This window comes from Geodermatophilus ruber, from assembly GCF_900114385.1.
GTDB classification, from domain to species: Bacteria; Actinomycetota; Actinomycetes; order Mycobacteriales; family Geodermatophilaceae; genus Geodermatophilus; species Geodermatophilus ruber.
In genome coordinates, this window is sequence record NZ_FOSW01000001.1 from 341,715 (window position 1) to 363,986 (window position 22,272).

At 73.2% G+C, this 22,272-nt stretch carries 19 protein-coding genes and 1 tRNA gene; 10 read left to right on the forward strand and 10 right to left on the reverse strand.

The window, feature by feature from the left end; all coding sequences use genetic code 11:
* Window positions 1–85: 85 nt before the first annotated feature.
* The 5 genes from BMZ50_RS01775 to dnaK are packed head-to-tail and all read right to left on the reverse strand — an operon-like array spanning window position 86 to window position 4,826.
* Window positions 86–586, reverse strand: coding sequence for a MarR family winged helix-turn-helix transcriptional regulator (locus BMZ50_RS01775; RefSeq protein ID WP_091320470.1), 501 nt, complete (start codon window positions 584–586; stop codon window positions 86–88).
* The gene (locus tag BMZ50_RS01780; protein ID WP_091320475.1) at window positions 583–1,041 is read right to left on the reverse strand and encodes a heat shock protein transcriptional repressor HspR; all 459 of its coding nucleotides are present in this window, start codon (window positions 1,039–1,041) and stop codon (window positions 583–585) included. Before BMZ50_RS01780 ends, BMZ50_RS01775 begins: the two co-directional genes overlap by 4 nt.
* Window positions 1,038–2,243: a molecular chaperone DnaJ gene (dnaJ, locus tag BMZ50_RS01785; protein WP_091320478.1), complete on the reverse strand. Its 1,206-nt coding sequence runs from the start codon at window positions 2,241–2,243 to the stop codon at window positions 1,038–1,040. Before dnaJ ends, BMZ50_RS01780 begins: the two co-directional genes overlap by 4 nt.
* A 19-nt stretch (window positions 2,244–2,262) precedes the next feature.
* Window positions 2,263–2,958, reverse strand: coding sequence for a nucleotide exchange factor GrpE (gene grpE, locus BMZ50_RS01790; protein WP_091320481.1), 696 nt, complete (start codon window positions 2,956–2,958; stop codon window positions 2,263–2,265).
* A complete protein-coding gene (gene dnaK, locus BMZ50_RS01795; protein ID WP_091320485.1) occupies window positions 2,955–4,826 on the reverse strand; it encodes a molecular chaperone DnaK in 1,872 nt (623 codons plus the stop codon). The genes grpE and dnaK overlap by 4 nt, the downstream gene beginning before the upstream one ends.
* Before the next feature lie 282 nt (window positions 4,827–5,108).
* Between dnaK and BMZ50_RS23550 the strand changes: the two genes are divergently transcribed.
* The 4 genes from BMZ50_RS23550 (at window position 5,109) to BMZ50_RS01815 (ending at window position 10,310) form a co-directional block, all read left to right on the forward strand.
* Window positions 5,109–5,300, forward strand: coding sequence for a type IV toxin-antitoxin system AbiEi family antitoxin domain-containing protein (locus tag BMZ50_RS23550; RefSeq protein ID WP_143087053.1), 192 nt, complete (start codon window positions 5,109–5,111; stop codon window positions 5,298–5,300).
* A gap of 271 nt (window positions 5,301–5,571) precedes the next feature.
* Window positions 5,572–7,866, forward strand: a complete 2,295-nt coding sequence (locus tag BMZ50_RS01805; RefSeq protein WP_091320492.1) for a (Fe-S)-binding protein — start codon at window positions 5,572–5,574, stop codon at window positions 7,864–7,866.
* Between the two features lie 99 nt (window positions 7,867–7,965).
* A complete protein-coding gene (locus tag BMZ50_RS01810; RefSeq protein WP_218146048.1) occupies window positions 7,966–8,982 on the forward strand; it encodes a DUF389 domain-containing protein in 1,017 nt (338 codons plus the stop codon).
* Window positions 8,979–10,310 (forward strand): MFS transporter, encoded by a 1,332-nt coding sequence (locus tag BMZ50_RS01815; RefSeq protein ID WP_091320496.1) that lies wholly within the window; start codon window positions 8,979–8,981, stop codon window positions 10,308–10,310. The genes BMZ50_RS01810 and BMZ50_RS01815 overlap by 4 nt, the downstream gene beginning before the upstream one ends.
* On the opposite strand, the gene dcd is transcribed toward BMZ50_RS01815, so the two are convergent.
* Window positions 10,276–10,866, reverse strand: coding sequence for a dCTP deaminase (gene dcd, locus BMZ50_RS01820; RefSeq protein WP_091320499.1), 591 nt, complete (start codon window positions 10,864–10,866; stop codon window positions 10,276–10,278). The genes BMZ50_RS01815 and dcd overlap by 35 nt on opposite strands.
* Window positions 10,867–11,010: 144 nt before the next feature.
* Between dcd and BMZ50_RS01825 the strand changes: the two genes are divergently transcribed.
* Window positions 11,011–11,580 (forward strand): PAS domain-containing protein, encoded by a 570-nt coding sequence (locus tag BMZ50_RS01825; protein WP_091320504.1) that lies wholly within the window; start codon window positions 11,011–11,013, stop codon window positions 11,578–11,580.
* A gap of 1 nt (window position 11,581) precedes the next feature.
* Window positions 11,582–12,532, forward strand: coding sequence for a methyl-accepting chemotaxis protein (locus tag BMZ50_RS01830; RefSeq protein ID WP_091320507.1), 951 nt, complete (start codon window positions 11,582–11,584; stop codon window positions 12,530–12,532).
* Between the two features lie 109 nt (window positions 12,533–12,641).
* On the opposite strand, the gene BMZ50_RS01835 is transcribed toward BMZ50_RS01830, so the two are convergent.
* The gene (locus tag BMZ50_RS01835) at window positions 12,642–15,026 is read right to left on the reverse strand and encodes an ATP-binding cassette domain-containing protein (RefSeq protein ID WP_091321023.1); all 2,385 of its coding nucleotides are present in this window, start codon (window positions 15,024–15,026) and stop codon (window positions 12,642–12,644) included.
* Between the two features lie 469 nt (window positions 15,027–15,495).
* Between BMZ50_RS01835 and BMZ50_RS01840 the strand changes: the two genes are divergently transcribed.
* Window positions 15,496–15,569, forward strand: a tRNA-Gly gene (locus tag BMZ50_RS01840).
* Window positions 15,570–16,206: 637 nt separating this feature from the next.
* On the opposite strand, the gene BMZ50_RS01845 is transcribed toward BMZ50_RS01840, so the two are convergent.
* Window positions 16,207–16,887, reverse strand: coding sequence for a hypothetical protein (locus tag BMZ50_RS01845; RefSeq protein ID WP_143087054.1), 681 nt, complete (start codon window positions 16,885–16,887; stop codon window positions 16,207–16,209).
* Between the two features lie 398 nt (window positions 16,888–17,285).
* On the opposite strand from BMZ50_RS01845, the gene BMZ50_RS01850 reads away from it, so the two are divergent.
* The 3 genes from BMZ50_RS01850 to BMZ50_RS01860 all read left to right on the forward strand — a co-directional run bounded on the left by BMZ50_RS01850 (window position 17,286) and on the right by BMZ50_RS01860 (window position 20,479).
* Window positions 17,286–18,086 (forward strand): putative protein N(5)-glutamine methyltransferase, encoded by an 801-nt coding sequence (locus BMZ50_RS01850; protein WP_091320514.1) that lies wholly within the window; start codon window positions 17,286–17,288, stop codon window positions 18,084–18,086.
* Between the two features lie 141 nt (window positions 18,087–18,227).
* Window positions 18,228–18,761, forward strand: a complete 534-nt coding sequence (locus BMZ50_RS01855; RefSeq protein WP_091320518.1) for a universal stress protein — start codon at window positions 18,228–18,230, stop codon at window positions 18,759–18,761.
* Between the two features lie 56 nt (window positions 18,762–18,817).
* Window positions 18,818–20,479, forward strand: coding sequence for a GAF domain-containing sensor histidine kinase (locus tag BMZ50_RS01860; protein WP_245753255.1), 1,662 nt, complete (start codon window positions 18,818–18,820; stop codon window positions 20,477–20,479).
* 6 nt (window positions 20,480–20,485) lie between these two features.
* On the opposite strand, the gene BMZ50_RS01865 is transcribed toward BMZ50_RS01860, so the two are convergent.
* Both BMZ50_RS01865 and BMZ50_RS01870 read right to left on the reverse strand, forming a co-directional pair.
* Window positions 20,486–21,151, reverse strand: a complete 666-nt coding sequence (locus tag BMZ50_RS01865; protein WP_091320525.1) for a response regulator — start codon at window positions 21,149–21,151, stop codon at window positions 20,486–20,488.
* Between the two features lie 87 nt (window positions 21,152–21,238).
* Window positions 21,239–22,264, reverse strand: a complete 1,026-nt coding sequence (locus tag BMZ50_RS01870) for a type III polyketide synthase (RefSeq protein WP_245753256.1) — start codon at window positions 22,262–22,264, stop codon at window positions 21,239–21,241.
* Window positions 22,265–22,272: the final 8 nt, after the last annotated feature.

The following is a 22,272-nucleotide window of genomic DNA, read 5'->3' on the forward strand; positions in this document are numbered from 1 at the left end:
AACCTCGTCACAACGTTGCTTGCAGACAGCAACCATAGCCTCAGTTGGTTGCTGCCAGCAACTGATGTGACGACGCACGCATCCACTACCGGGTGGCGGACTCCTCGCCGTCGGCCGCGTCGCGGGCCTCGCCCACGCGGTTGAGCCGGCCCAGCAGGTCGGCGAGCGTGGCGACGTCGGCGGCGGGCCAGTCCGCGAGGTCGGCCTCCCAGCGGGCCCGGCGGGCCGCCCGGATGCGGGTCAGCCGGCTCGCCCCCTCCTCGGAGGTGCGCAGCACCTGGGCGCGCCCGTCGGCAGGGTCGGCCTCCCGGGTGACCAGGCCCAGGGCGACCAGCGAGGTGATCTGCCGGCTCACCGTGCTCTTGTCCAGCCCCAGCCGCAGGACCAGCTCGGTGGCCCGCAGCGGCCCCAGGTCCTGCAGCAGGGCGAGCAGGCCGTAGGCCGCGCCGTCGAGGTCGGGATGCAGCTCCCGGGAGAGGCGGTCGGAGATGGCGCGGGAGCGGCGCAGCAGCAGGCCGATCTCCCGCTCGAGGTGCACGTAGGCCTCGTGCGCGTCGACGGCCCGGCCCGAGTGCCCGGCGGTCACCGGGGGTCCCGGGGTCGCCAGACGACGAGCGCGGAGCTGGAGGGGCGCAGTGGCACCAGGTCGCCGCCGTAGCCGGCACGGGCGGCGGCCTCCGCGGCCATCCGCCGGTTCTCGCACACCTCCAGCGCGGTCAGCAGCTCGTGCACGCGCTGCTGCAGCGCCTCCACCTGCGACTCGAGGTCGATGATCCGCTTGATGCCGGCCAGGTTGACGCCGTCCTCCTGGGACAGCCGCTGGACCTCGCGCAGCAGGGCGACGTCCCGCGGGCTGTACCGGCGGCCACCCCCGGCCGTGCGCCCGGGGCTGACCAGGCCGAGCCGGTCGTACTGCCGCAGCGTCTGGGCGTGCATGCCGGCCAGCTCGGCGGCGACGGAGATGACGAAGACCGGGGCGTCCTCGGCCAGCGCCCGTCCGGCGTCGTGGCGGTCGCGGTCGTCCCCGGCCGGGGCGTTCACCGCGCACCCCCGGACTGCACCGCGGCGGTGATCCGCGGCCGCGGGTCACCCAGCTCGGCGTCGAGCACCTTGATCGCCTCCTCGGCGGCGGGGCTCAGCCGTTTGGGGACGGCCACCTCGACCGTCACCAGCAGGTCACCGGCGCGGCCCTTGGCCGACACGCCGCGCCCCCGCACCCGCAGCGTCTGGCCGCTCGCCGTCCCCGCCGGGACCTTGAGCGAGACGTTGCCGTCGAGGGTCGGCACGGTGAGCGTGGTGCCCAGGGCCGCCTCGGCGAAGGTGATCGGCACGGTGAGCGTGAGGTCGTTGCCCTTGCGGGCGAACAGCTCGTGACCGGAGACGTGCACGACGACGAACAGGTCACCGGCCGGCCCGCCGCGGCGGCCGGGCGCCCCCTTGCCGGCCAGCCGGATGCGCTGGCCGTCCTGGACCCCGGCCGGGATCCGCACCGTGATCGTGCGGGTCTGCGTGGTCACCCCGTTGCCGGCGCAGGTCGGGCAGGGGTCGTCGACCACCTGGCCGGTGCCGCGGCAGTTGCGGCACGGCTCGGAGAAGGCGAACGCCCCCTGGCTGCGGCTGGTGACGCCGGCGCCCTGGCACACCGGGCACGTGTGCGGGCTCGTCCCCGGCCTCGCCCCGCTGCCGTGGCAGGTCGGGCAGGTGCCCGGGCTCTGCATGCGCAGCGGGACGGTGACGCCGAGGACGGCCTCGTCGAAGGAGAGCGTCGCCTCGGTCTCGACGTCCTGGCCGCGGGCCGGGCCGGACGCCGCCTGGCTGCGGGCCCGCGCCGAGCCGGCCCCGCCGCCACCGCCGAACAGCCCGCCGAAGAGGTCACCCAGCCCACCGGCGCCGGGGCGCCCGCCGCCCGCGGCACCGAAGAGGTCCCCGAGGTCGAACGGCTGGCCGCCGCCGGCCCCGCCCGGGAATCCACCGGGGAAGCCGGCCCGGGCGCCCGCGCCACCCGCCCCGAACAGCCGGCGGGCCTCGTCGTACTCGGCCCGCCGCTTCGGGTCGGAGAGGACGTCGTAGGCCTCGGAGACCTCCTTGAACCGGGCCTCGGTCTCGGCGTTCCCCGGGTTCTTGTCCGGGTGGAGCTCACGGGCCAGCTGCCGGTAGGCCTTCTTGATCGCCGCGGCGTCGGCGTCCTGGGGGACGCCCAGCGCCGCGTAGTAGTCCTTCTCGATGAAGTCCCGGGTGCTCATCGGGCGCCCCCCTCCTGTCTCAGTCGGACGCAGATGATCCGGCCGCCGGGCCGTCGGCCGTGGCGCCGTCGGGCGTGACACCGTCGGGAGCAGCGGCGGCGATCGGGCTCTCGGGGTCGGTGACCGCGACCATCGCCGTCCGCAGCACGCGGTCCCCGCGGCGGAAACCCTGGCGCAGCACCGTGGTCGCCGTCGGGACGTCGACCTCGGTGGAGGTGTCGTGGATGACCGCCTCGTGCAGCGACGGGTCGAACGGGTCGCCGGCCACGCCGAACGCCTCCACGCCGAGGCCGTCGAGCAGCCCCAGGACGCGGTCGGCGACCACCTTGAAGGCGCCGGTCAGGTCGCCGTGGTCCCGCGCCCGCTCGATGTCGTCGACGATCGGGAACAGCTGCGCGGCGAACCGCTCGGCGGCCTGGTCCACGACGAGCGACCGGTCCCGGTCCACCCGGCGGCGGTAGTTGGCGTACTCGGCGGTGACCCGCTGCAGGTCCTCCGTCCGCTCCGCCAGCTGGCGGGACAGGTCGTCGTCCGCCGCTTCCGGCTGCTGGCCGGGAACGGTCTCGTGCTCGGTCATCTGCTCCCCTGCTGCCTCCGCGCCCGTGCGGGCGCCGGCCGGCTGCTCGCCGGCCGGCTCCCGCACGGTGCCGCTCTCCGGGTCGATGCGCCGCTTGTCACGGATGACGACGCGCGGCTCCTCTTCCCCGCCGGTCATCGGCGATCGGTGTCCTCGTCGACGATCTCCGCGTCGACCACGTCGTCGTCCGACGCGGACGCCGACGGACCGGCCTGGCCGTCACCGGGCGCCCCGGCACCCGCCGCCCCGGCGGCGTTCGTCTCGGCCTGCTGGGCGTAGAGGGCGCCACCGACCTCCTGCGAGACGCGGGCGACCTTCTCCTGCGCGGCCTTGATCGCGGCGATGTCGGACCCGCCGAGGGCCGAGCGCAGCTCGGTCAGCGCCTCGCCGAGCTCCTCCTTCTTGTCGGCGGGGATCTTGTCGCCGTTCTCCGCGAGGAACTTCTCGGTCTGGTACTGCAGCGACTCGGCCAGGTTGCGGGTCTCGGCCTCCTCGCGGCGCTTCCGGTCCTCCTCGGCGTGCGCCTCGGCGTCCTTCATCATCCGCTCGATGTCGTCCTTGGGCAGGGCCGAGCCGCCGGTGATGGTCATCGACTGCTCCTTGCCCGTGCCGAGGTCCTTGGCGTGGACGTGCACGATGCCGTTGGCGTCGATGTCGAAGGCCACCTCGATCTGCGGGACGCCGCGCGGCGCCGGGGGCAGACCGGTCAGCTCGAACATGCCGAGCTTCTTGTTGTAAGCGGCCATCTCGCGCTCGCCCTGGAAGACCTGGATCTGCACGGAGGGCTGGTTGTCGTCGGCCGTCGTGAAGATCTCCGAGCGCTTGGTCGGGATCGTGGTGTTGCGCTCGATCAGCTTGGTCATGATGCCGCCCTTGGTCTCGATGCCCAGGGACAGCGGGGTGACGTCGAGCAGCAGGACGTCCTTGACCTCACCGCGCAGGACGCCGGCCTGCAGCGCGGCGCCGACGGCGACGACCTCGTCGGGGTTGACGCCCTTGTTGGGCTCCTTGCCACCGGTCAGCTCGCGGACCAGGTCGGTGACGGCCGGCATGCGGGTGGAGCCACCGACGAGCACGACGTGGTCGATCTGGCCGACCGAGATGCCGGCGTCGCGGATCGCCTGGTTGAACGGGGCCCGGGCGCGGTCGAGCAGGTCCTGGGTCAGCCGCTGGAACTCGGCGCGGGTGATCGTGACGTCGAGGTGCAGGGGGCCCTCGGCGCCGGCGGTGATGTAGGGCAGGTTGACGTTGGTCGACTGCGCGCCGGACAGCTCGATCTTGGCCTTCTCGGCGGCCTCGCGGAGCCGCTGCATGGCCAGCTTGTCCTTGGACAGATCGATGCCGTTGGAGGCGTTGAACGTCTGCACCAGGTGCTTGACGACGCGCTCGTCCCAGTCGTCACCACCGAGGTGGTTGTCACCGGCGGTGGCCTTCACCTCGATGACGCCCTCGCCGATCTCCAGCAGGGAGACGTCGAAGGTCCCGCCACCGAGGTCGAAGACGAGGATGGTCTGCTCGGTCTCGCCCTTGTCCAGCCCGTAGGCCAGCGCGGCCGCGGTCGGCTCGTTGACGATGCGCAGGACGTTGAGGCCCGCGATCTCACCGGCCTCCTTGGTGGCCTGGCGCTGGGCGTCCTCGAAGTAGGCGGGGACGGTGATGACCGCGTCGGTCACCGGCTCACCGAGGTAGGTCTCGGCGTCCCGCTTGAGCTTCTGCAGCACGCGGGCGCTGATCTCCTGCGGGGTGTAGCGCTTGCCGTCGATCTCCGGCGACTTCCAGTCGGTACCCATCTCGCGCTTGACGGAGCGGATGGTGCGGTCGACGTTGGTGACCGCCTGGTTCTTCGCCGACTGGCCGACGAGGACCTCGCCGTTCTTCGCGAAGGCGACGACGGAGGGGGTGGTGCGCGAACCCTCGGAGTTGGCGATGACCGTCGGCTCGCCGCCCTCGAGGACGGTGACGACGGAGTTGGTGGTGCCGAGGTCGATACCGACCGCTCGAGCCATGGAGATGGCCTCTCTTCCGTGTGTACCGGGATGTTCTGCTGTGTCCCAAGGAGCCGAGTACCCGAGTTGCGCGTGGGTCACTCAACTTTCCTGCCCAGCCTAACGGCACCTCGCGGCTTCGTGTTCCCGGGCTCGGTGGTTTCGAGGCGTCGGAGCCGCCGTGCACCGCGGCTCTCGCGGCTGCGGAGCGGCTCTCGCGGCTGCGGAGCGGCTCTCGCGGGTGCCGTCCACAGCTCGACGGGAACGCCCGCGCCGGCGTCCCGATCCGGCGAGACTGCCCGGATGCACCCAGCCCTGCGCGCCCGGACCGAGGGGCGGTACGGGCTCTTCACCACGGCGGAGGCGGTGGCCGCCGGCTACGCGCACTCGGCGATCCGGGACCTGACCGGCTCCGGCCGCTGGGTCAGGCTGCGCCGGGGTGTGCTGGTCGCCGCGGCCGACCTCGAGCGCGCCGGGCGGCGCCGGGCCGGCTGACGAGCGCCGCCGCACATCCGCGAGAGCCGCCCTGCACGGTGGCTCCGGCGGATGCACGGTGGCTCCGGCGCAAGGCATGCCCGTCTGGTTACCCGCGAGTAGCCTGAGCGCGCGCAGCTATGGTGCGATCCACTGCGGGCAGCCGTGCCCGCACGCGATCCGCGCGCCGGCCGGGCCGGTGCGGATGGCGGCGCGCACCGAGAGACAAGCGTCGTCGCCGACTGGCGGACGTGAGCGACCGACGCCGCCAGGCGTATCCGGGAGGAAGAGCATGACGGGCCCGTTGCAGATCGTCCTCGGGACGATCAGCGTCCTGTTCCTGATCGTGGCCTCGGTGATGGCCTACCGGGCGGTCCGCGCGATGATCCGGATCATCAGAACCGGCCAGCCGGACGACACCCGCTTCGGCCCGGTGAAGACCCGGCTGAAGACGATGCTGGTCGAGTCCCTCGGCCACACCCGGATGCTCAAGTGGTCGACCATCGGCGTCGCCCACTGGTTCGTCTTCGTCGGCTTCTACGGCCTGTTCCTCACCCTGGTCGAGGCCTTCGGTGAGGTGTGGAACCCGGCCTTCCACCTGCCGCTGATCGGCGAGTGGGGGCTGTGGAACCTCTTCGCCGACATCATCGGCACCGGCACGATCCTCGGGATCCTCTACCTGGTCTACCGGCGGCAGAAGGACCACCCGCGCCGCCAGGGGCGCACGAGCCGCTTCGCCGGCTCCAACGAGGGCCGCGGCTACTTCGTCGAGGCCGTCGTCTTCACCGTCGGCGTCTGCATCCTGCTCATCCGGGCGTTGAAGGTCTCCTCCGATCTCACCGACGCCCCCGGCTGGTCGCACCCGGTCTCCGGCCTGGTCGCCAACCTGCTGCCCGACAGCCCCGACCTGCTCAGCGTCGTCGCGTTCGTCAAGATCGTCGTCTCGCTGGTCTGGCTCGTGGTGATCAGCCGGATCCTGAACATGGGTGTCGCGTGGCACCGGTTCAGCGCGTTCTTCAACATCTACTTCAAGCGGGAGGCCGACGGCGGCGTCGCCCTGGGCCCGCTGCAGCCGATGACGTCGGCCGGCAAGCCGATCGACTTCGAGGATCCCGACGAGGACGCGATCTTCGGCCGCGGCAAGATCGAGGACTTCACCTGGAAGGGGATGCTGGACTTCACCACCTGCACCGAGTGCGGGCGGTGCCAGAGCCAGTGCCCGGCGTGGAACACCGGCAAGCCGCTGTCGCCGAAGATGATGATCATGGACCTGCGGGACCACCTGTACGCCAAGGCCCCGTACCTGCTCGGCGAGAAGACCGCGAGCGAGACCGCGCCGGACTACGACGTCCTGCGGCCCAGCGACGAGCAGGTCTGGTCCTCCGGCTACGCCCGCATCGAGGGCACCAACGATGCCCAGGCCCACCGGCCGCTGGTCGGCACCCTCGAGGAGGGCGGGGTCATCGACCCCGACGTGCTGTGGAGCTGCACCAACTGCGGCGCCTGCGTCGAGCAGTGCCCGGTCGACATCGAGCACGTCGACCACATCCTCGACATGCGCCGCTACCAGACCCTCATCGAGTCCAGCTTCCCCTCCGAGGCCGGCGTGATGCTGCGCAACCTGGAGAACCGGGGCAACCCGTGGGGGGTGGGCGGCAACGTCCGCGAGGAGTGGATGAAGGAGCTGGACTTCGAGGTCCGGCAGGTCGACGGCCCGCTGGAGGCCGACGTCGAGTACCTGTTCTGGGTCGGCTGCGCGGGCGCCATCGACGACCGCGCCAAGAAGGTCACCAAGGCCGTCGCCGAACTGCTGCACACCGCCGGCGTCGAGTTCGCCGTCCTCGGCTCCGGGGAGACCTGCTCGGGTGACCCGGCCCGCCGGATGGGCAACGAGTTCGTCTTCCAGATGCTGGCCCAGGAGAACGTCGAGACCCTCAACGGCGTCTTCGAGGGCCGCGTGCCGGGGATGCGCAAGATCGTCGCGACCTGCCCGCACTGCTTCAACTCCCTGGGCCGGGAGTACCCGCAGCTCGGCGGCCACTACGAGGTGGTCCACCACACCCAGCTGCTCGGCCAGCTGGTCGAGGAGGGGCGGCTGACCCCGGTCACCCCGGTCGACCGCAAGGTCACCTACCACGACCCGTGCTTCCTCGGCCGGCACAACAAGGTCTACACGCCGCCGCGGGAGATCCTCGACAGCGTCCAGGGCCTCTCCACCCAGGAGATGCACCGCTGCAAGGACCGCGGCTTCTGCTGCGGCGCCGGCGGTGCGCGCATGTGGATGGAGGAGAAGATCGGCAAGCGGATCAACGCCGAGCGCACCGAGGAGGCCCTCGAGCTCGACCCCGACGTGATCTCCACCGCCTGCCCGTTCTGCATCACGATGCTGTCCGACGCGCTGAACACCAAGAAGCAGAACGGCGAGGCCAAGGAGCACGTCGAGGTGCTCGACGTCAGCCAGATCCTGCTCCGCTCCCTGGCCCCCGTCGGCGCGCCCGGCACCGGGTCCGGCCCGGAGGTCGGCACCGCCTCCGACGACGTGGCCGGCACCGGGTCGGCCGCTACCGAGCACGGGGCGCAGAGCTGACCCGCCGCTGAGGAGCACCGACGGACGCCGCCGACGACACCTCGTCGGCGGCGTCCGCCGTTCCGGGCGGGCGCGGGCGGGCCGGGGTAGAACACCGCGGTGCTGCTGCAGCTGCGGGTCACCGTCCCGCCCGACCGCACCGAGCGGGTGCGCGAGCTCCTCGAGCGGGACCCGGGCACCGCGCACCTCGCCGTCCTGCCCGGAGCCGCCCTCTCCCCGCCCGGCGACCTGGTGCTCGCCGACGTCGCCCGGGAGTCCGCCGACGGCCTGGTCGACGCCCTGCGCGCGCTGCACGTCGACCGGGACGGCGGGATCAGCATCGAGGCGGTCGACGCCGCGGTCTCCCGGGCCGCGGAGCGGGCCGAGCGGGCGGCGCCCGGGGAGGGCGCGGACGCCGTCGTCTGGGAGCAGGTGGTGCGGGAGACCGCGTCGGAGTCCACCCTCTCCGTTTCCTACCTGGCCTTCCTCACCATCGCCACGCTGCTGGCCGGCATCGCGATCGTCAACGACTCGGCGGTCCTGGTCATCGGCGCGATGGTGCTCGGCCCGGAGTTCGGGCCCCTGGCGGCGCTGGCCGTGGCGCTGGTGCACCGACGCCCGCCGATCGCGCGGCAGGCCGCCCGGGCGCTGCTCGTCGGCTTCGCCGCCGCGATCCTCGCCACCACGGCGATCGCGCTCGCCGCCCGGGGGCTCGGCTGGCTCGACCCCGGGCTGCTGACCGCGGACCGCCCGCAGACCGGCTTCATCACCGCCCCCGACCGCTGGTCGGTCGTCGTCGCGGTGCTGGCCGGCGTCGCCGGCGTCCTGTCGCTGACCTCGGCCAAGAGCGGGGCGCTCGTCGGGGTGTTCATCTCGGTCACCACCGTCCCGGCCGCCGCCGACATGGCGCTCGCCCTGGCCCTCGGCGGCGGCGCGGAGTTCGCCCACGCAGCCACCCAGCTCGGCGTCAACCTCACCGGCATCCTGGTCGCCGCCCTGGCGACGCTCGGGGTGCAGCGGGCGGTGTGGCGCCGCGTCCCCCGCGCGCGGCCCCGGCCAGCGCTGCGCCACACCGTTGCGCCAGGAAACCACCCGGCGGACACCGTCGCGAACCCCGGGAGGACCATCAACGGGTGACCCTCACCGCCCCCACCGACACGGCCGGGAGCCGGGCCGCCGAGCGACGCCGTGGCCTGACCCTGATCGCGGTCGCCATCGTGCTCACCGGCTTCAACCTGCGGACGGCCGTCAACAGCGTCGGCCCGGTGCTGGAGGAGATCGAGCGCGGGCTGGGGCTCTCCAGCGGGCTGGCCGGGCTGGTCACCACGATGCCGGTGCTGTGCTTTGCCGCGATCGGCTTCGCCGGCCCGCCGCTGGCCGCCCGCTTCCGCGACGGGCACGTGCTGGCCGGCGCCCTGCTGGCCATGGCCGCCGGGCTCGTGCTGCGCGCCGCCGCCGGCACGTTCTGGTTGTTCCTGGTGGGCACCGTGCTGGCGATGGTGGGCGGCGCCCTGGGCAACGTGCTGCTGCCGAGCCTGGTCAAGCGGTACTTCCCCACGCGGACCGGCCTGCTCGTCGGGGCCTACAGCGTGGCCATGGCCGCCGGCGGGGCGATCGCCTCCATCGCCGCGGCCCCGCTGGCCGCCGCCACCGGCGCCGGAGGGTGGCGCTGGGCGCTGGGCGTGTGGGCGGTGCTCGCCCTGGTCGCGGCGCTGCCCTGGCTCGCGGTGCCGGCTCGCCCGGGGGCCGCCCGCGGGCCGCACGCGGGCGTCCGGATGCGGTCGCTGGTGCGCAGCCCGATGGCGCTCGCGCTCGCCCTCTTCTTCGGCATGCAGTCGATGCAGGCCTACGTGCTGATCGGCTGGACGGCGCAGTACCTGCGCGATTCCGGGCTGTCGGCGGCCACCGCCGGCCTGCTGCTGGGCATCAACACCGTCGTCGTCATCCCGCTCAACGCGGTCGTCCCCTCGCTGACCGTCCGCCCCCACCTGCAGCGCCCGCTGCTGGCCGCGTTCGGGGTCTGCTATGTCGTCGGCTGGCTGGGGCTGATGCTGGCCCCGACCACGCTGCCCTGGCTGTGGATGGGCGTGCTCGCGCTCGGCATGGGGACCTTCGCGATGGTGCTCACGCTCATCGGGCTGCGCGCCCGCACGCCGGAGACCACCGCCGCGCTGTCCACCGTCGTCCAGGGCTGGGGCTACCTGCTGGCCGGCGCCGGCCCGCTGCTGGTCGGGGTGCTGCGCGGCCGCACCGGTGGGTACGCCGGCATGTTCGCCGTCGTCCTCACCGGGGTCGTGGTGCTGATGGCCTCCGGCTGGCTGGTCACTCGCGCGCGGTACGTCGACGACGAGGTGCCGGGCTGGACCTCACCGGCCCCCCACGGCGACGGCATCGAGGTGGCCGGCACCGAGCCGCCGGTCACCGTGCACGTCACGGAGCCGGACGGCGGGTCTCCGCGCGGGTGAAGTTGCGGAAGGACCGCGACGGCGTCGGGCCGCGCTGGTCCTGGTAGCGGGAGCCGTACACCGCCGAGCCGTACGGGTGCTCGGCCGGGCTGGTCAGCCGGAACAGGCACAGCTGGCCGATCTTCATGCCCGGCCACAAGGTGATCGGCAGGTTGGCCACGTTGGACAGCTCCAGCGTGATGTGCCCGGAGAAACCGGGGTCGACGAAGCCGGCCGTCGAGTGGGTAAGCAGCCCGAGCCTCCCCAGCGAGCTCTTCCCCTCGAGCCTCGCTGCGAGGTCGTCGGGGATGCTGACCACCTCCAGCGTCGAGCCGAGCACGAACTCGCCGGGGTGCAGCACGAACGGCTCGTCGCCGTCGGGCTCGACCAGCGTGGTGAGGTCGTCCTGCTGCTGCGCCGGGTCGATGTGGGTGTACCGGGCGTTGTTGAACACCCGGAAGAAGCGGTCCAGCCGGACGTCGATGCTCGAGGGCTGCACCAGGCCCTTGTCGTAGGGCTCGATACCGAGCCGCCCCTCGGCGATCGCAGCGGTGATGTCGCGGTCGGACAGCAGCATGGCGCGGAGTCTAGGGAGGCTCCTCCCGCACGCCTTCCGGGGAACCTGCGCGCCCGAATACGAAACGGCCTGTTCCGGCTACATCCGCTGCCGGTTCCTGCCGAAGACACCAGAGCACCGTCGGACCCCGCAGGAGGAGCACCCGTGCAGGACACCCTTCCCGCGCCGCCGCGCGCGCGGCACGCCGTGCGGCCGACGGGGGAGGAACGCACCTTCGGGACCGACGAGCTGATCGTGTCCAAGACCGACCCGCGGGGCGTGATCACCTACGCCAACGACGTCTTCCTGCGGGTCAGCGGCTACACGGCCGACGAGGTGATCGGGCAGCCGCACAACCTGATCCGCCACCCGGAGATGCCCCGGGCGGTGTTCGCGCTGCTGTGGGGAGCGCTGGCACAGGGCCAGGAGATCTTCGCCTACATCAACAACCTCGCCGCGGACGGCGCGCACTACTGGGTGCTGGCCCACGTCACGCCGTCCTACGGGCCCGACGGCCGGGTCCTCGGCTACCACTCGAACCGGCGGCGTCCCTCCCCCCGGGCGGTCGCCGAGGTCACCCCGTTGTACGGCCGGCTGCGCGCCGAGGAGCGGCGGCACCCCCACGCCAGGGCGGCGGTGGCCGCCTCCTCCCGGCTGCTGGAGGAGGTCGTCACCGAGCGGGCCGACTCCTACGAGGAGTTCGTCTGGTCGGTCATCCACCGTGAGGAGCGCTGACATGGGACGCGGCACCCGTCGCAGCGACGCCGCGGAGCTGGCCGTCTACCGCGCCTTCGTGCGCCAGCTGACCGAGACCTGCGACGCCGCCGCCCGCGGCGACCTGGAGGCCCGGAGCAGGCTGGCCCCCGGACCGGCGGCCGTGCCGGAGCTCGCGGCCCTGCACCACGGCGTCAACCGGGTGCTCGACGTCTCCGACGCGTTCGTCCGGGAGTCCTCCGCCGCGCTGAGCTCCGCGGCGCACGGACGGTTCCACCGCCAGGTGCTGCTCACCGGCCTGGCCGGCGCCTACCGCCGGGCCGCCATCGACATCAACGCCGCCCGCGACGCCATGCAGGAGACCGCCGGCCGGGTCACCGAGGCGCAGGCCTCGCGGCTCGGGCTGGCCGACGAGTTCGAGTCGGTCGTGCTGGCGATGTCGGAACAGGTGGCGACGGCCTCGACCCAGGTCAGCGCGTCGGCGTCGGGGTTGACCGACGCCGCCTCGGCGGCGAGCGCGGAGGTGGGTGCCGCGCAGCAGACGATGTCCTCGCTCACCCGCTCGTCGGCCGAGATCCGGGAGATCATCGCGATGATCGACGCGGTGGCCGCGCAGACGCGGCTGCTGGCCCTCAACGCGACGATCGAGGCCGCCCGCGCCGGGGAGGCCGGCAAGGGCTTCGCCGTCGTCGCCTCCGAGGTCAAGGACCTCGCCGACCAGACCGGCCGGGCCACCGAGCGGGTCACCGCGCAGGTCGAGCAGATCCGGCAGGCCGCCGAGGACGTCGCCGCGGTCATGACCAACGTCGGCTCGACCGTGACCGAGATGAACGGCCTGGTCGCCGGCATCGCCGCCGCGGTGGACGGCTCGGCCTCCCTGGGCGCCGACGGCGCCGACGTCACCGGCCTGTCCCGGATGGCCGAGCGGCTGCGGTCGGAGGCCACGGGGTTCCTCGGCGAGATGCGCCGCTGACGCGGGGAGGCCACGACCGGCGCCCGTGAGAGTCGCCTCCCCGGCTCTCCAGGAGGCCTCACCGACGGCGGAAGGCCGCGCTCGGCGCCGGCGTCCGCGAGGGCCTCGCTCAGGTGCCGACGTAGGCCGCGAGGTGTTCGCCGGTGAGGGTGGAGCGGGCGGCGACGAGGTCGGCGGGCGTGCCCTCGAAGACGATCCGGCCGCCGTCGTGGCCGGCGCCGGGGCCGAGGTCGATGATCCAGTCGGCGTGCGCCATGACCGCCTGGTGGTGCTCGATGACGATGACCGACTTGCCGGAGTCGACGAGCCGGTCGAGCAGGCCGAGCAGCTGCTCGACATCGGCGAGGTGCAGGCCCGTGGTCGGCTCGTCGAGGACGTAGACGCCGCCCTTCTCCGCCATCTGCGCGGCCAGCTTGATCCGCTGGCGCTCACCGCCGGACAGCGTGCTGAGCGGCTGGCCGAGCGTGAGATAGCCGAGCCCGACGTCGGCGAGCCGGTCCAGGATCGTGTGCGCGGCCGGCGTGCGTGCCTCGCCCTCGCCGAAGAAGACCTCCGCCTCGGTCACCGACATCGCGAGCACCTCGGCGATGTTCCGGCCGCCCAGCGTGTACTCCAGGACCGACGCCTGGAACCGCCTGCCCTCGCACTCCTCGCAGGTGGACTCGACGGTGGCCATGACGCCCAGCTCCGTGTAGATGACGCCGGCGCCGTTGCACGCCGGGCAGGCCCCCTCGGAGTTCGAGCTGAACAGCGCCGGCTTCACCCCGTTGGCCTTCGCGAACGCCTTGCGGATCGGGTCGAGCAGCCCGGTGTAGGTCGCCGGGTTGCTCCGTCGTGAACCGCGGATCGCACCCTGGTCGACCACCACCACGCCGTCCCGGCCGGCCACCGAGCCCTGGATCAGCGAGCTCTTGCCCGAGCCCGCCACCCCGGTGAGGACGACGAGGACCCCGAGCGGGATGTCGACGTCGACGTCCTGCAGGTTGTGCGTGCTCGCGCCACGGACCTCGAGTGCCCCCGACGACGAGCGCACCGAGTCCTTCAGCCGCGCCCGGTCGTCCAGGTGCCGGCCGGTGATGGTGTCGCCGGCCCGCAGCCCGTCGACGGTCCCCTCGAACACCACCTCGCCGCCTCCGGTCCCGGCGCCCGGGCCGAGGTCGACGACGTGGTCGGCGATCGCGATCGTCTCCGGCTTGTGCTCCACGACCAGCACGGTGTTGCCCTTGTCCCGCAACTGGAGCAGCAGGCGGTTCATCCGCTCGATGTCGTGGGGGTGCAGGCCGATCGTCGGCTCGTCGAAGACGTAGGTGACGTCGGTGAGCGACGAGCCGAGGTGCCGGATCATCTTGGTGCGCTGCGCCTCACCGCCCGAGAGCGTGCCCGCCGGCCGGTCGAGCGACAGGTAGCCCAGCCCGATCTCGGCGAACGAGTCGAGCAGGTGCTGGAGGCCGGTGAGCAGCGGGGCCACCGACGGCTCCTCGAGACCCCGGACCCAGTCGGCGAGGTCGCTGATCTGCATCGCGCAGACGTCGGCGATGTTCTTGCCCGCGATCCTCGACGAGCGGGCCTCCGTGCTGAGGCGGGTGCCGTCGCACTCCGGGCAGGTCGTGAACGTCACGACTCGCTCCACGAAGCGCCGGACGTGCGGCTGGAGCGACTCGACGTCCTTGGAGAGCATCGACTTCTGGACCTTCGGGATCACGCCCTCGTAGGTGAGGTTGATGCCCTCGACCTTGATCTTGGTCGGCTCCTTGTACAGGAGGTCCTGCATCTCCTTCTTGGTGTACCGGCCGATCGGCTTGTCCAGGTCGAGGCCGATGCCCATGAACAGGCGGCCGTACCAGCCGTCCATGCTGTAACCGGGCACCATCAGGCCGCCCTCGTTCAGCGACTTCGTCTCGTCGTACAGCGCCGTGAGGTCGAAGTCGTTGAGCGCGCCCATGCCCTCGCACCTCGGGCACATGCCGCCCTGGTAGACCGCGTCGCGCACCACGGCCTTCTCGACCCGGCCGCCCTTCTCGGTGCTCATGACCCCGCTCGCCCTGCGCGTCGGCACGTTGAAGGCGAACGCGGTCGGCGGACCGATGTAGGGCTTGCCCAGGCGGCTGAACAGGATGCGCAGCATCGCGTTCGCGTCGGTGGCGGTGCCGACCGTGGAACGGGGGTTGGCGCCCATCCGCTCCTGGTCGACGATGATCGCCGTCGTCAGCCCCTCGAGCAGGTCGACCTCGGGGCGGGCCAAGGACGGCATGAAGCCCTGGAGGAACGCGCTGTAGGTCTCGTTGATCAGCCGCTGCGATTCGGCGGCGATGGTGTCGAAGACCAGCGAGCTCTTGCCCGAGCCGGAGACGCCGGTGAACACCGTCAGCCGGCGCTTCGGGATCTCGACGCTGACGTCCTTGAGGTTGTTCACGCGCGCGCCGTGCACACGGATCAGATCGTGGCTGTCGGCATCGTGCAGCGCAGGCGACTGCGTGTCCGTCCTCGTGGCCATGCTCTTCGTCTCCATCTGTCGGGCGGGCCCGCCTTCGGGGTCTCCATCGGCGTCACCTGGTGCGATCTGACCGGCTTCGAGCAGAACGTCTGGTTCTCCTCGGGCGGCGCGGTCGTGGCAACGGTCTGCTGTCTACCTGACGGCGGTGTCGGTCGGAGTGGGGCGACACCCGTCCGGCTGACGCCGGCCGGGGTCACGCTCGGCGCAGGAACCGGGGCATCCACGCCGGGACACGGCGCGCGGAACTCTCGAGAACCTCGACCTCCGACCTGCACCCGAAGCGGCCGCGGCACCGGGCGTGCTCCAGCGGACGTCGCAGCGGAGACACTTCAGGGCACCCGGGGCGTCGCCCCGCGCTGGGACCACGACAGGGGCCTCCCTCACGTCGCTCCGACCGACGCCCCGTGTACTCTCTTGCACGATGCTCGCCCGCGAGGCCGGTCCCGTCCTCGCAGATGAGAGCATCACTGCGGGTGTAGTTCAATGGCAGAACATCAGCTTCCCAAGCTGACAGTGCGAGTTCGATTCTCGTCACCCGCTCCACGCAGAACCGCAGGCGATGCGGCCTGTTCACCCCTCCTGGGCCTCCCGCCAGGCAGCCAGGCATGACCGTGGTTGGCCACCCGTCAGGTCATGCGGAAGTCATCAGGCGTGGCGTCCGCGCTGGTCAGGGCTCCGCTGACAGCCTCCGGGCATGACCACCGCGGCACTCATCGTCCTGACCATGGGCGTCAGCGTGACCTTCGTTGGCAACTCCCCCGAAGAGATTCGCGGCTTCATCGACGACCCTGCTGTCCCCAAGTAGCGACGAACAGCCAACGAGGTGCTGATGGAACTGCAGCGGACGGTGGAAGCGGAACGCGGTACTGCAGCCCACCCCGCCGAGCGCGGCCCAACGCCCGCCATCGACGGTGCCCGCACTCCGGCGGCCGGTGGCGCCGGACGGGGTGGGGAGGGTCCCTCTTCCGCCGCTCCGGCGCCCCATCGGGGGGCATAGCAGCTCACGCGCGCCGCGCAGCTGCCGCAGCGGGCAGGGAGATCGCGGGTGAGGTCACGAGCGTTGGGCATTCCCTTTGCAGGCGACCCGTAGTCCCGTCGTCCTGGATGCAGCTCGAAGTGGCACTCGGTACGCCCGACGACTGGCGCCGATCCGGGTGACCGGTCGCGCATAGGCGGACCCTCACCGTGCGGTTGCGGACCGCGGCTCCTCGACAGGTCCCGCCGCGAACACCAGCGAGGCGACGAGGAACCACACGATGCCGAGCAGACCCATCAGCCCGGCGGGGCCGACCGGCAGGAAGGCGACGACGAGCAGCGCCAGCAGCACCACGTTGAACCAGAGGAATGACCGGGGGAAGACGCCGTACCGGAGGTGAGCGAGGAGGGTGGCAATCACCATCACCAGCGGCGCCACGGGGAGCTGCTCCGTCGTCACCACGCCGGCGGCGAAGACGCCTCGTGCGGTGACCGCGTCGTCGGCGGCCTCCAAGCTCGCGAGGACGACGTAGTCGCCGGCGTGCCGGAGGGCCACCATGACGTAGAGCAGGCCACCGGCGACGCCGATGACGGCGACCCACTCGGATGCCCGTCGGAACTGGAGCCAGACCGACCCGAGGAAGACCGCGGCCGACACCGCGCCCAGCGTGATGATCACCGCTCCGAGGCTCAGCTCCCCCGCGTGCTCTCGGAGCGCCTGCACCAGTGCCAGGTCGGACAGGGAGGCGTCGATCCCGTTCCCGCTCACGTCCGCGATGAAGTCACCGGCCACGAGGAGGACGACCGACGCCGCCCCTGTGAGCGCCACGACTCGCTCGAGCCGTCCCGCGCGCCGGACCTGAGGAGGTGCGGTCTCATCGGCCATGACGACTCCTGCCACCGGAGCGGGTCCTGGGCGGCCGCGGGCCCGACCGCGCGGCGGAGCGTACTGGGCCGAGGCGGATCAGGGCGGGCTCAAGCCCGCCGAACCGGAGCGGGCACTGGTCCCGCAGGGGGCGCGACGGAGGTCGCAGACGTCAGGGACACCCCTTCCTTGGCACTCGCCCATAGGAGTGCGGGGTGTGGTGGGTTATCGCTTGACGAAGTCGGGGCACCCTCGGTTCTGAGAGTCCAGCAGGCGTGCGGCCTTGACCGCGTGCGGTCACGCACGTGTGACACGCTGAGCGCCGACCGACCGGCCGGACGGGTGCGCAGGTCGCGCCCCCGGTCGACCGCGCGGGTCCCGTCACTCGCTCCCGACCCACCGCCGAGCGGGAGGTTCCGGTGTCCGCACCCCCGTCGCCGGCCGTCCGTGCCGACGTCGTCACCCGCCTCCGCGGTGCGGGCTGCGTCTTCGCCGAGGACGAGGCGGAGCTGCTGCTCGCCACCGCCGCCACACCGGCCGAGCTCGACACCCTGGTCGCCCGCCGGGTCGCCGGCGAGCCGCTGGAGCTGATCGTGGGCTGGGCGGAGTTCTGCGGCCTGCGCATCGCCGTGGCGCCCGGGGTCTTCGTCCCCCGCCGCCGCACCGGCTTCCTCGTCGGGCGGGCGGCCGCGCTGCTGCGCGGGGCCGGCTCCCCCGTTGTCGTCGACCTCTGCTGCGGCACCGGCGCGGTGGGCGTCGCGCTCGCCACCGCCGTCGGCGGGGCCGAGCTGCACGCCGCCGACATCGACCCCGTCGCGGTGCGCTGCGCCCGGGCCAATGTCGCGGCGGTGGGCGGCCGGGTCTACGCGGGCGACCTGTACGACGCGCTGCCGGAGCCGCTGGCCGGGCGCGTGGACGTGGTGGTGGCCAACGCACCCTACGTGCCCGCCGCGGAGATCCCGCTCATGCCGCCGGAGGCCCGGGACCACGAGCCGCGGACGGCCCTCGACGGTGGCGCCGACGGCCTGGACGTGCAGCGTCGGGTCGCCACCGGGGCGCTGCGCTGGCTGACCCCCGGCGGCGCCCTGCTCATCGAGACGAGCGCCCGCCAGGCACCGCGGACGAGAGACGCCGTCATCGCCGGGGGCCTGCGGGCGGAGATCGCCCGCTCCGCCGACCTGGACGCCACCGTCGTGATCGGGAGGTCACCCGACCACTGAGCAGCGATCCGTGTTCGTCAGATCACTGTGCGTTACGGCACGCTCGGTAATGAATCGGAACGGGTCAGTAACGCCCCCGCCAGGGGGCACCCGGGCCCTTGGTCCCTGCCGCCCCCCGAGGGAGAGCGCCACGATCGTGGCATGACCGACGGACACCGGTTCAGCAGCGAGCCGGACGAGCACGACCCCTCCGGCGCCTCCGCCGACGAAGGGGCCTCCGGCGGTGTGCCGCTGCGGCCGGTCGAGTCGGTCCGCCTGCCTCCCCTCCTCCCCCGGCGGCAGCACCCCTGGCTGATCGTGGACCTCGACGACTCGCCGCGCAGCCACGGCGCCCTGGTGTGGGCGCTGCGCGAGGCCGCCCGCCGGGAGGCAACCGTCGTCGCCGTCGCCGTCATGGACGAGGCGGACGACGATCCGCTCGGCTTTCTGTCCCGCCACGCCCGGCGCACCCCGACAGTCGCCCTCGAGCGGCTCGAGGCCCAGGTCCTGCGGGCGATCGCCGAGACCGGGGTCATCGGCCGCACCCGGACCGCGGTCCTCGACCGGCCGATCTTCGAGGCGCTGACCGGAGCCGCCCACGGCGCCGACCTGGTGGTCGTGAACTCCGGGGGGAAGGCGCTGCTGCGGCACGCCGTTCCGCGCCCGCCCACCCGCCGCCTGGCCCGCGGCGCCTGATGGAGGCCGGAATCCCCGCATCCTTCAGCCCCTACGCAGACCCCGGTGGTCGGGCCGTGCCCCCGCCCGACCCCGGGGTCCGGAACTCCACGCCGGCCGCGATCCCCGTGCTCGCCGCCGGCGTGCAGGCCGCTGCCCGCAGCGCGCACGTGGAGCGGACCCTGCGCGAGATCGTCACCATCGCGGTCGACCGCGCCGACGCGACCTACGGCGCCCTGGGCGTGCTGCGCAGCGACGGCCGGTCCTTCGACCGGTTCGTCGTCGTCGGGATGGGCGTGGAGGACCAGCAACGCATCGGCCGGTTCCCCACCGGGAACGGCGTCCTCGGGTTGCTGATCCAGAAGCCGGTCCCGCTGCGCCTCGACGACCTCACCGCGCACCCGGCCGCCGTCGGCCTGCCGCCCGGTCACCCTCCGATGCACACCTTCCTCGGCGTTCCGGTGCGGGTCCGCGGGCGGGTCTTCGGACACCTCTACCTCACCGAGAAGCGCACCGGCGAGCCGTTCAGCGCGGCCGACGAGGAGGTGATCTCCGGCCTGTGCGACGCGGCCGGCCTGGCGATCGAGGGCGCCCGGCGGGTCGAGCGGGCCGAGCACCGGCGCGCGTGGGCCCAGGCCGGGAGCGACATCGCCACCGCGCTGCTGTCCGGCGCCGACCCGGACAGCGTGCTGCGGTCGATCGCCCAACGGGTCGCCTTCCTCGCCTCGGCCGATGTCGCAGGCGTCCTGGTGCCCACCCCGGGGGACGCCGACTCGCTGACCGTGGTCGCCGCCGTCGGCCTGGACGAGGAGATCGTCCACGGCCTGCGGGTGCCCCTGATCGACAGCCAGCTGGGCGTCGCGCACCGGTCCGGCGTCCCCCGGCTGCTCGTGGACGCCACCTCCCAGGCCCCGGGCGGGAAGCGCGCCCCGGTGCTCGGCGAGCTGGTCGCCGGCTACGGCCCGGCCCTGTTCATCCCGCTCGGCGGCGGGCCGGCGCTCGGCACGGTCGTGGCGATGCGGCTGCGCGGCCGGCCCCCGTTCGAGCCCGACACCCTGGAGCTGGCCGCGGCCTTCGCCGGCCAGGCCGCCGTCGCCCTCGAGCTGGCCCGCACCCAGCAGCGCGAGCGCCGGTTGCAGGTCGAGGCCGATCGCGACCGCATCGCCCGCGATCTGCACGACCACGTCGTCCAGCGCATCTTCGCCACGGGCCTCGCGCTGGACCGGATCAGCCGGTCGCTGGAGGAGACCCAGCCGGAGGTCGCTGCGCGGCTCGCCGAGCGCGTGGACGAGCTCGACGACACGATCGCCCGCATCCGTTCGGCGATCTTCGAGCTCCACCAGGCCGAGGACGGCTCCCCGACCGCGGTGCGCCGGCGCATCTCCGACGTGGTCCGGTCGATCACCGACGGCCACGGGCTGCTGCCCGACGTGCGCCTGCGCAGCAGCGTCGACGACCTGCCGCCCACCCTCGTGACCGACGTCGTCGCCGTCGTGTGCGAGCTGGTCACCAACGTCGTCAAGCACGCCTCCGCGACCCGGGTCACCGTCAACGTGAGCGTGGACGGCGAGGTGAGCGTCGTCGTCACCGACGACGGCATCGGGCTCCCGGCGATCACCGTGCGCAGCGGGCTGGCCAATCTCGCCGACCGGGCCGAGCGGTTCGGCGGGCGGCTGACCGCCTCCACCGGCCCGTCGGGCACCGAGATCCGCTGGGTGGTGCCGCTGCCCCGCCAGTGACGGCCCTCAGCTCGACGGGCCCGGGCGGTCCCGCAGCTCGGTGGCCAGGATGGCGGCCTGGGTGCGCCGCTCGAGGCCCAGCTTGGCCAGCAGGTGGCTGGTGTAGTTCTTCACCGTCTTCTCGGCCAGTCCCATCCGGGTCCCGATCTGCCGGTTGGTGAGGCCCTCGCCGATCAGCTTCAGCACCGTCCGCTCCTGGTCGGTGAGCACGGCCAGCCGCCGGTCCTGCTCGGCCGGGCGCCGGCGGCGCTCCTCCCCGCCGACCGAGCCGGCCTCCGGGCCGAAGAGCGTGCCCCCGCCGGCGACGGTGCGCACGGCGGAGACCAGCGCCGAGCCGCGCACCTGCTTGAGCAGGTAGCCGGAGGCGCCGGCAGCCAGCGCCGAGGAGACCGCCTCCTCGTCGGAGTAGCTGGTCAGCACCAGGCAGCGCAGCCCGGGCACCTGCTCGCGCAGCCGGCGGCAGACGTCGGCGCCGTCCCCGTCGGGCAGCCGCATGTCCACGACGGTGACGTCGGGCCGGACGGCGGGGACCCGGGCCAGCGCCTCGACGACCGAGCCCGCCTCGCCCACCACGCGGATGCCGGGATCGTCCTCGAGGAGCTCGGCCACGCCCCGGCGCACCACCTCGTGGTCGTCGACGAGGAAGACCCGCACCGCGACATCCGGCTCCACGCAGCACCCCCGACCTGTGACCTGGCGCACGCAGGCTAGTGGGCCGGCGGGCGGCGTGGGGGCTGTTCCGGAACGGGAGCCGGAGGGTCAGGCCGGCAGGAGGAGGGCGGCGTAGAGGGTGAGGCCGGGGCCGAACGCCATCGCCACGACCGGGCCGTCGACGTCGGCCAGCTCCTCGAGCACCAGCAGCACCGTCGCCGAGGAGCAGTTGCCGTGCTCGGCCAGCACGTGCCGGGACGCGGCCAGCTGCTGCTCGGCCAGCCCGAGCTCGTCACGGACGACGTCCAGGATCCGCGGCCCGCCGGGGTGCACCGCCCAGCCCGCGACGTCCCCGGTCCGCAGCCCGGCGCCGGTGAGCAGCTCGTCGACCACCTCGCCCACGTGCCGGGCCAGCACGTCGGGCACCCGCGGGGAGAGCCCCATGCGGAAACCGAGGTCGGTCACGTCCCAGGTCATGTGGTCGGCGGTGGACGCGTCGGTGCGGACCACGACGTCGGCCAGCCGCCGCCCCCGCCCGGCGCCGGGCTGCAGCACCACGGCGGCCGCGGCGTCGGAGAACAGGGCGTGGGCCACGACCTGCTCGAGGTCGGCCTGCGCCGGCTGCACGTGCAGGCTGGTCAGCTCGCAGCAGAGGAGGACGGCGGGACGGGACCGGGCGGTGACGTAGTCGCCGGCCGCGGCCAGCCCGGGGATCGCCGCGTAGCAGCCCATGTGGCCGACCAGGAGACGCTGCAACCCGGGCGGCATGCCCAGGTCGCCGGCCAGCCGGATGTCCAGACCCGGGGTGGCGTAGCCGGTGCAGGTGGCGACGGCGAACAGGCCGACGTCGCCGGGCGCGAGGCCCGCGTCGTCCAGCGCCGCGGCCACGGCCTGCTTGCCCAGCGGCAGCGCCTCCTGGAGGTAGCGCTGCATCCGCGCGGCGGTCCCCCAGCCACTGATGTCCTCGTCGATCGGGTTGGCCACCGCGTGCCGGCGGCGCACGCCCGAGGCGGCGAAGATGCGCCGGGCCGCCCGCACCCCCGCGTAGTGCCCGGCGAAGAAGCCCTCCCACAGGTCGTCCTGGTCCAGGGCCGCAGGGAGGGCCGAGCCCGCCCCGGTCACCACGGCGTTCACCAGAGCTC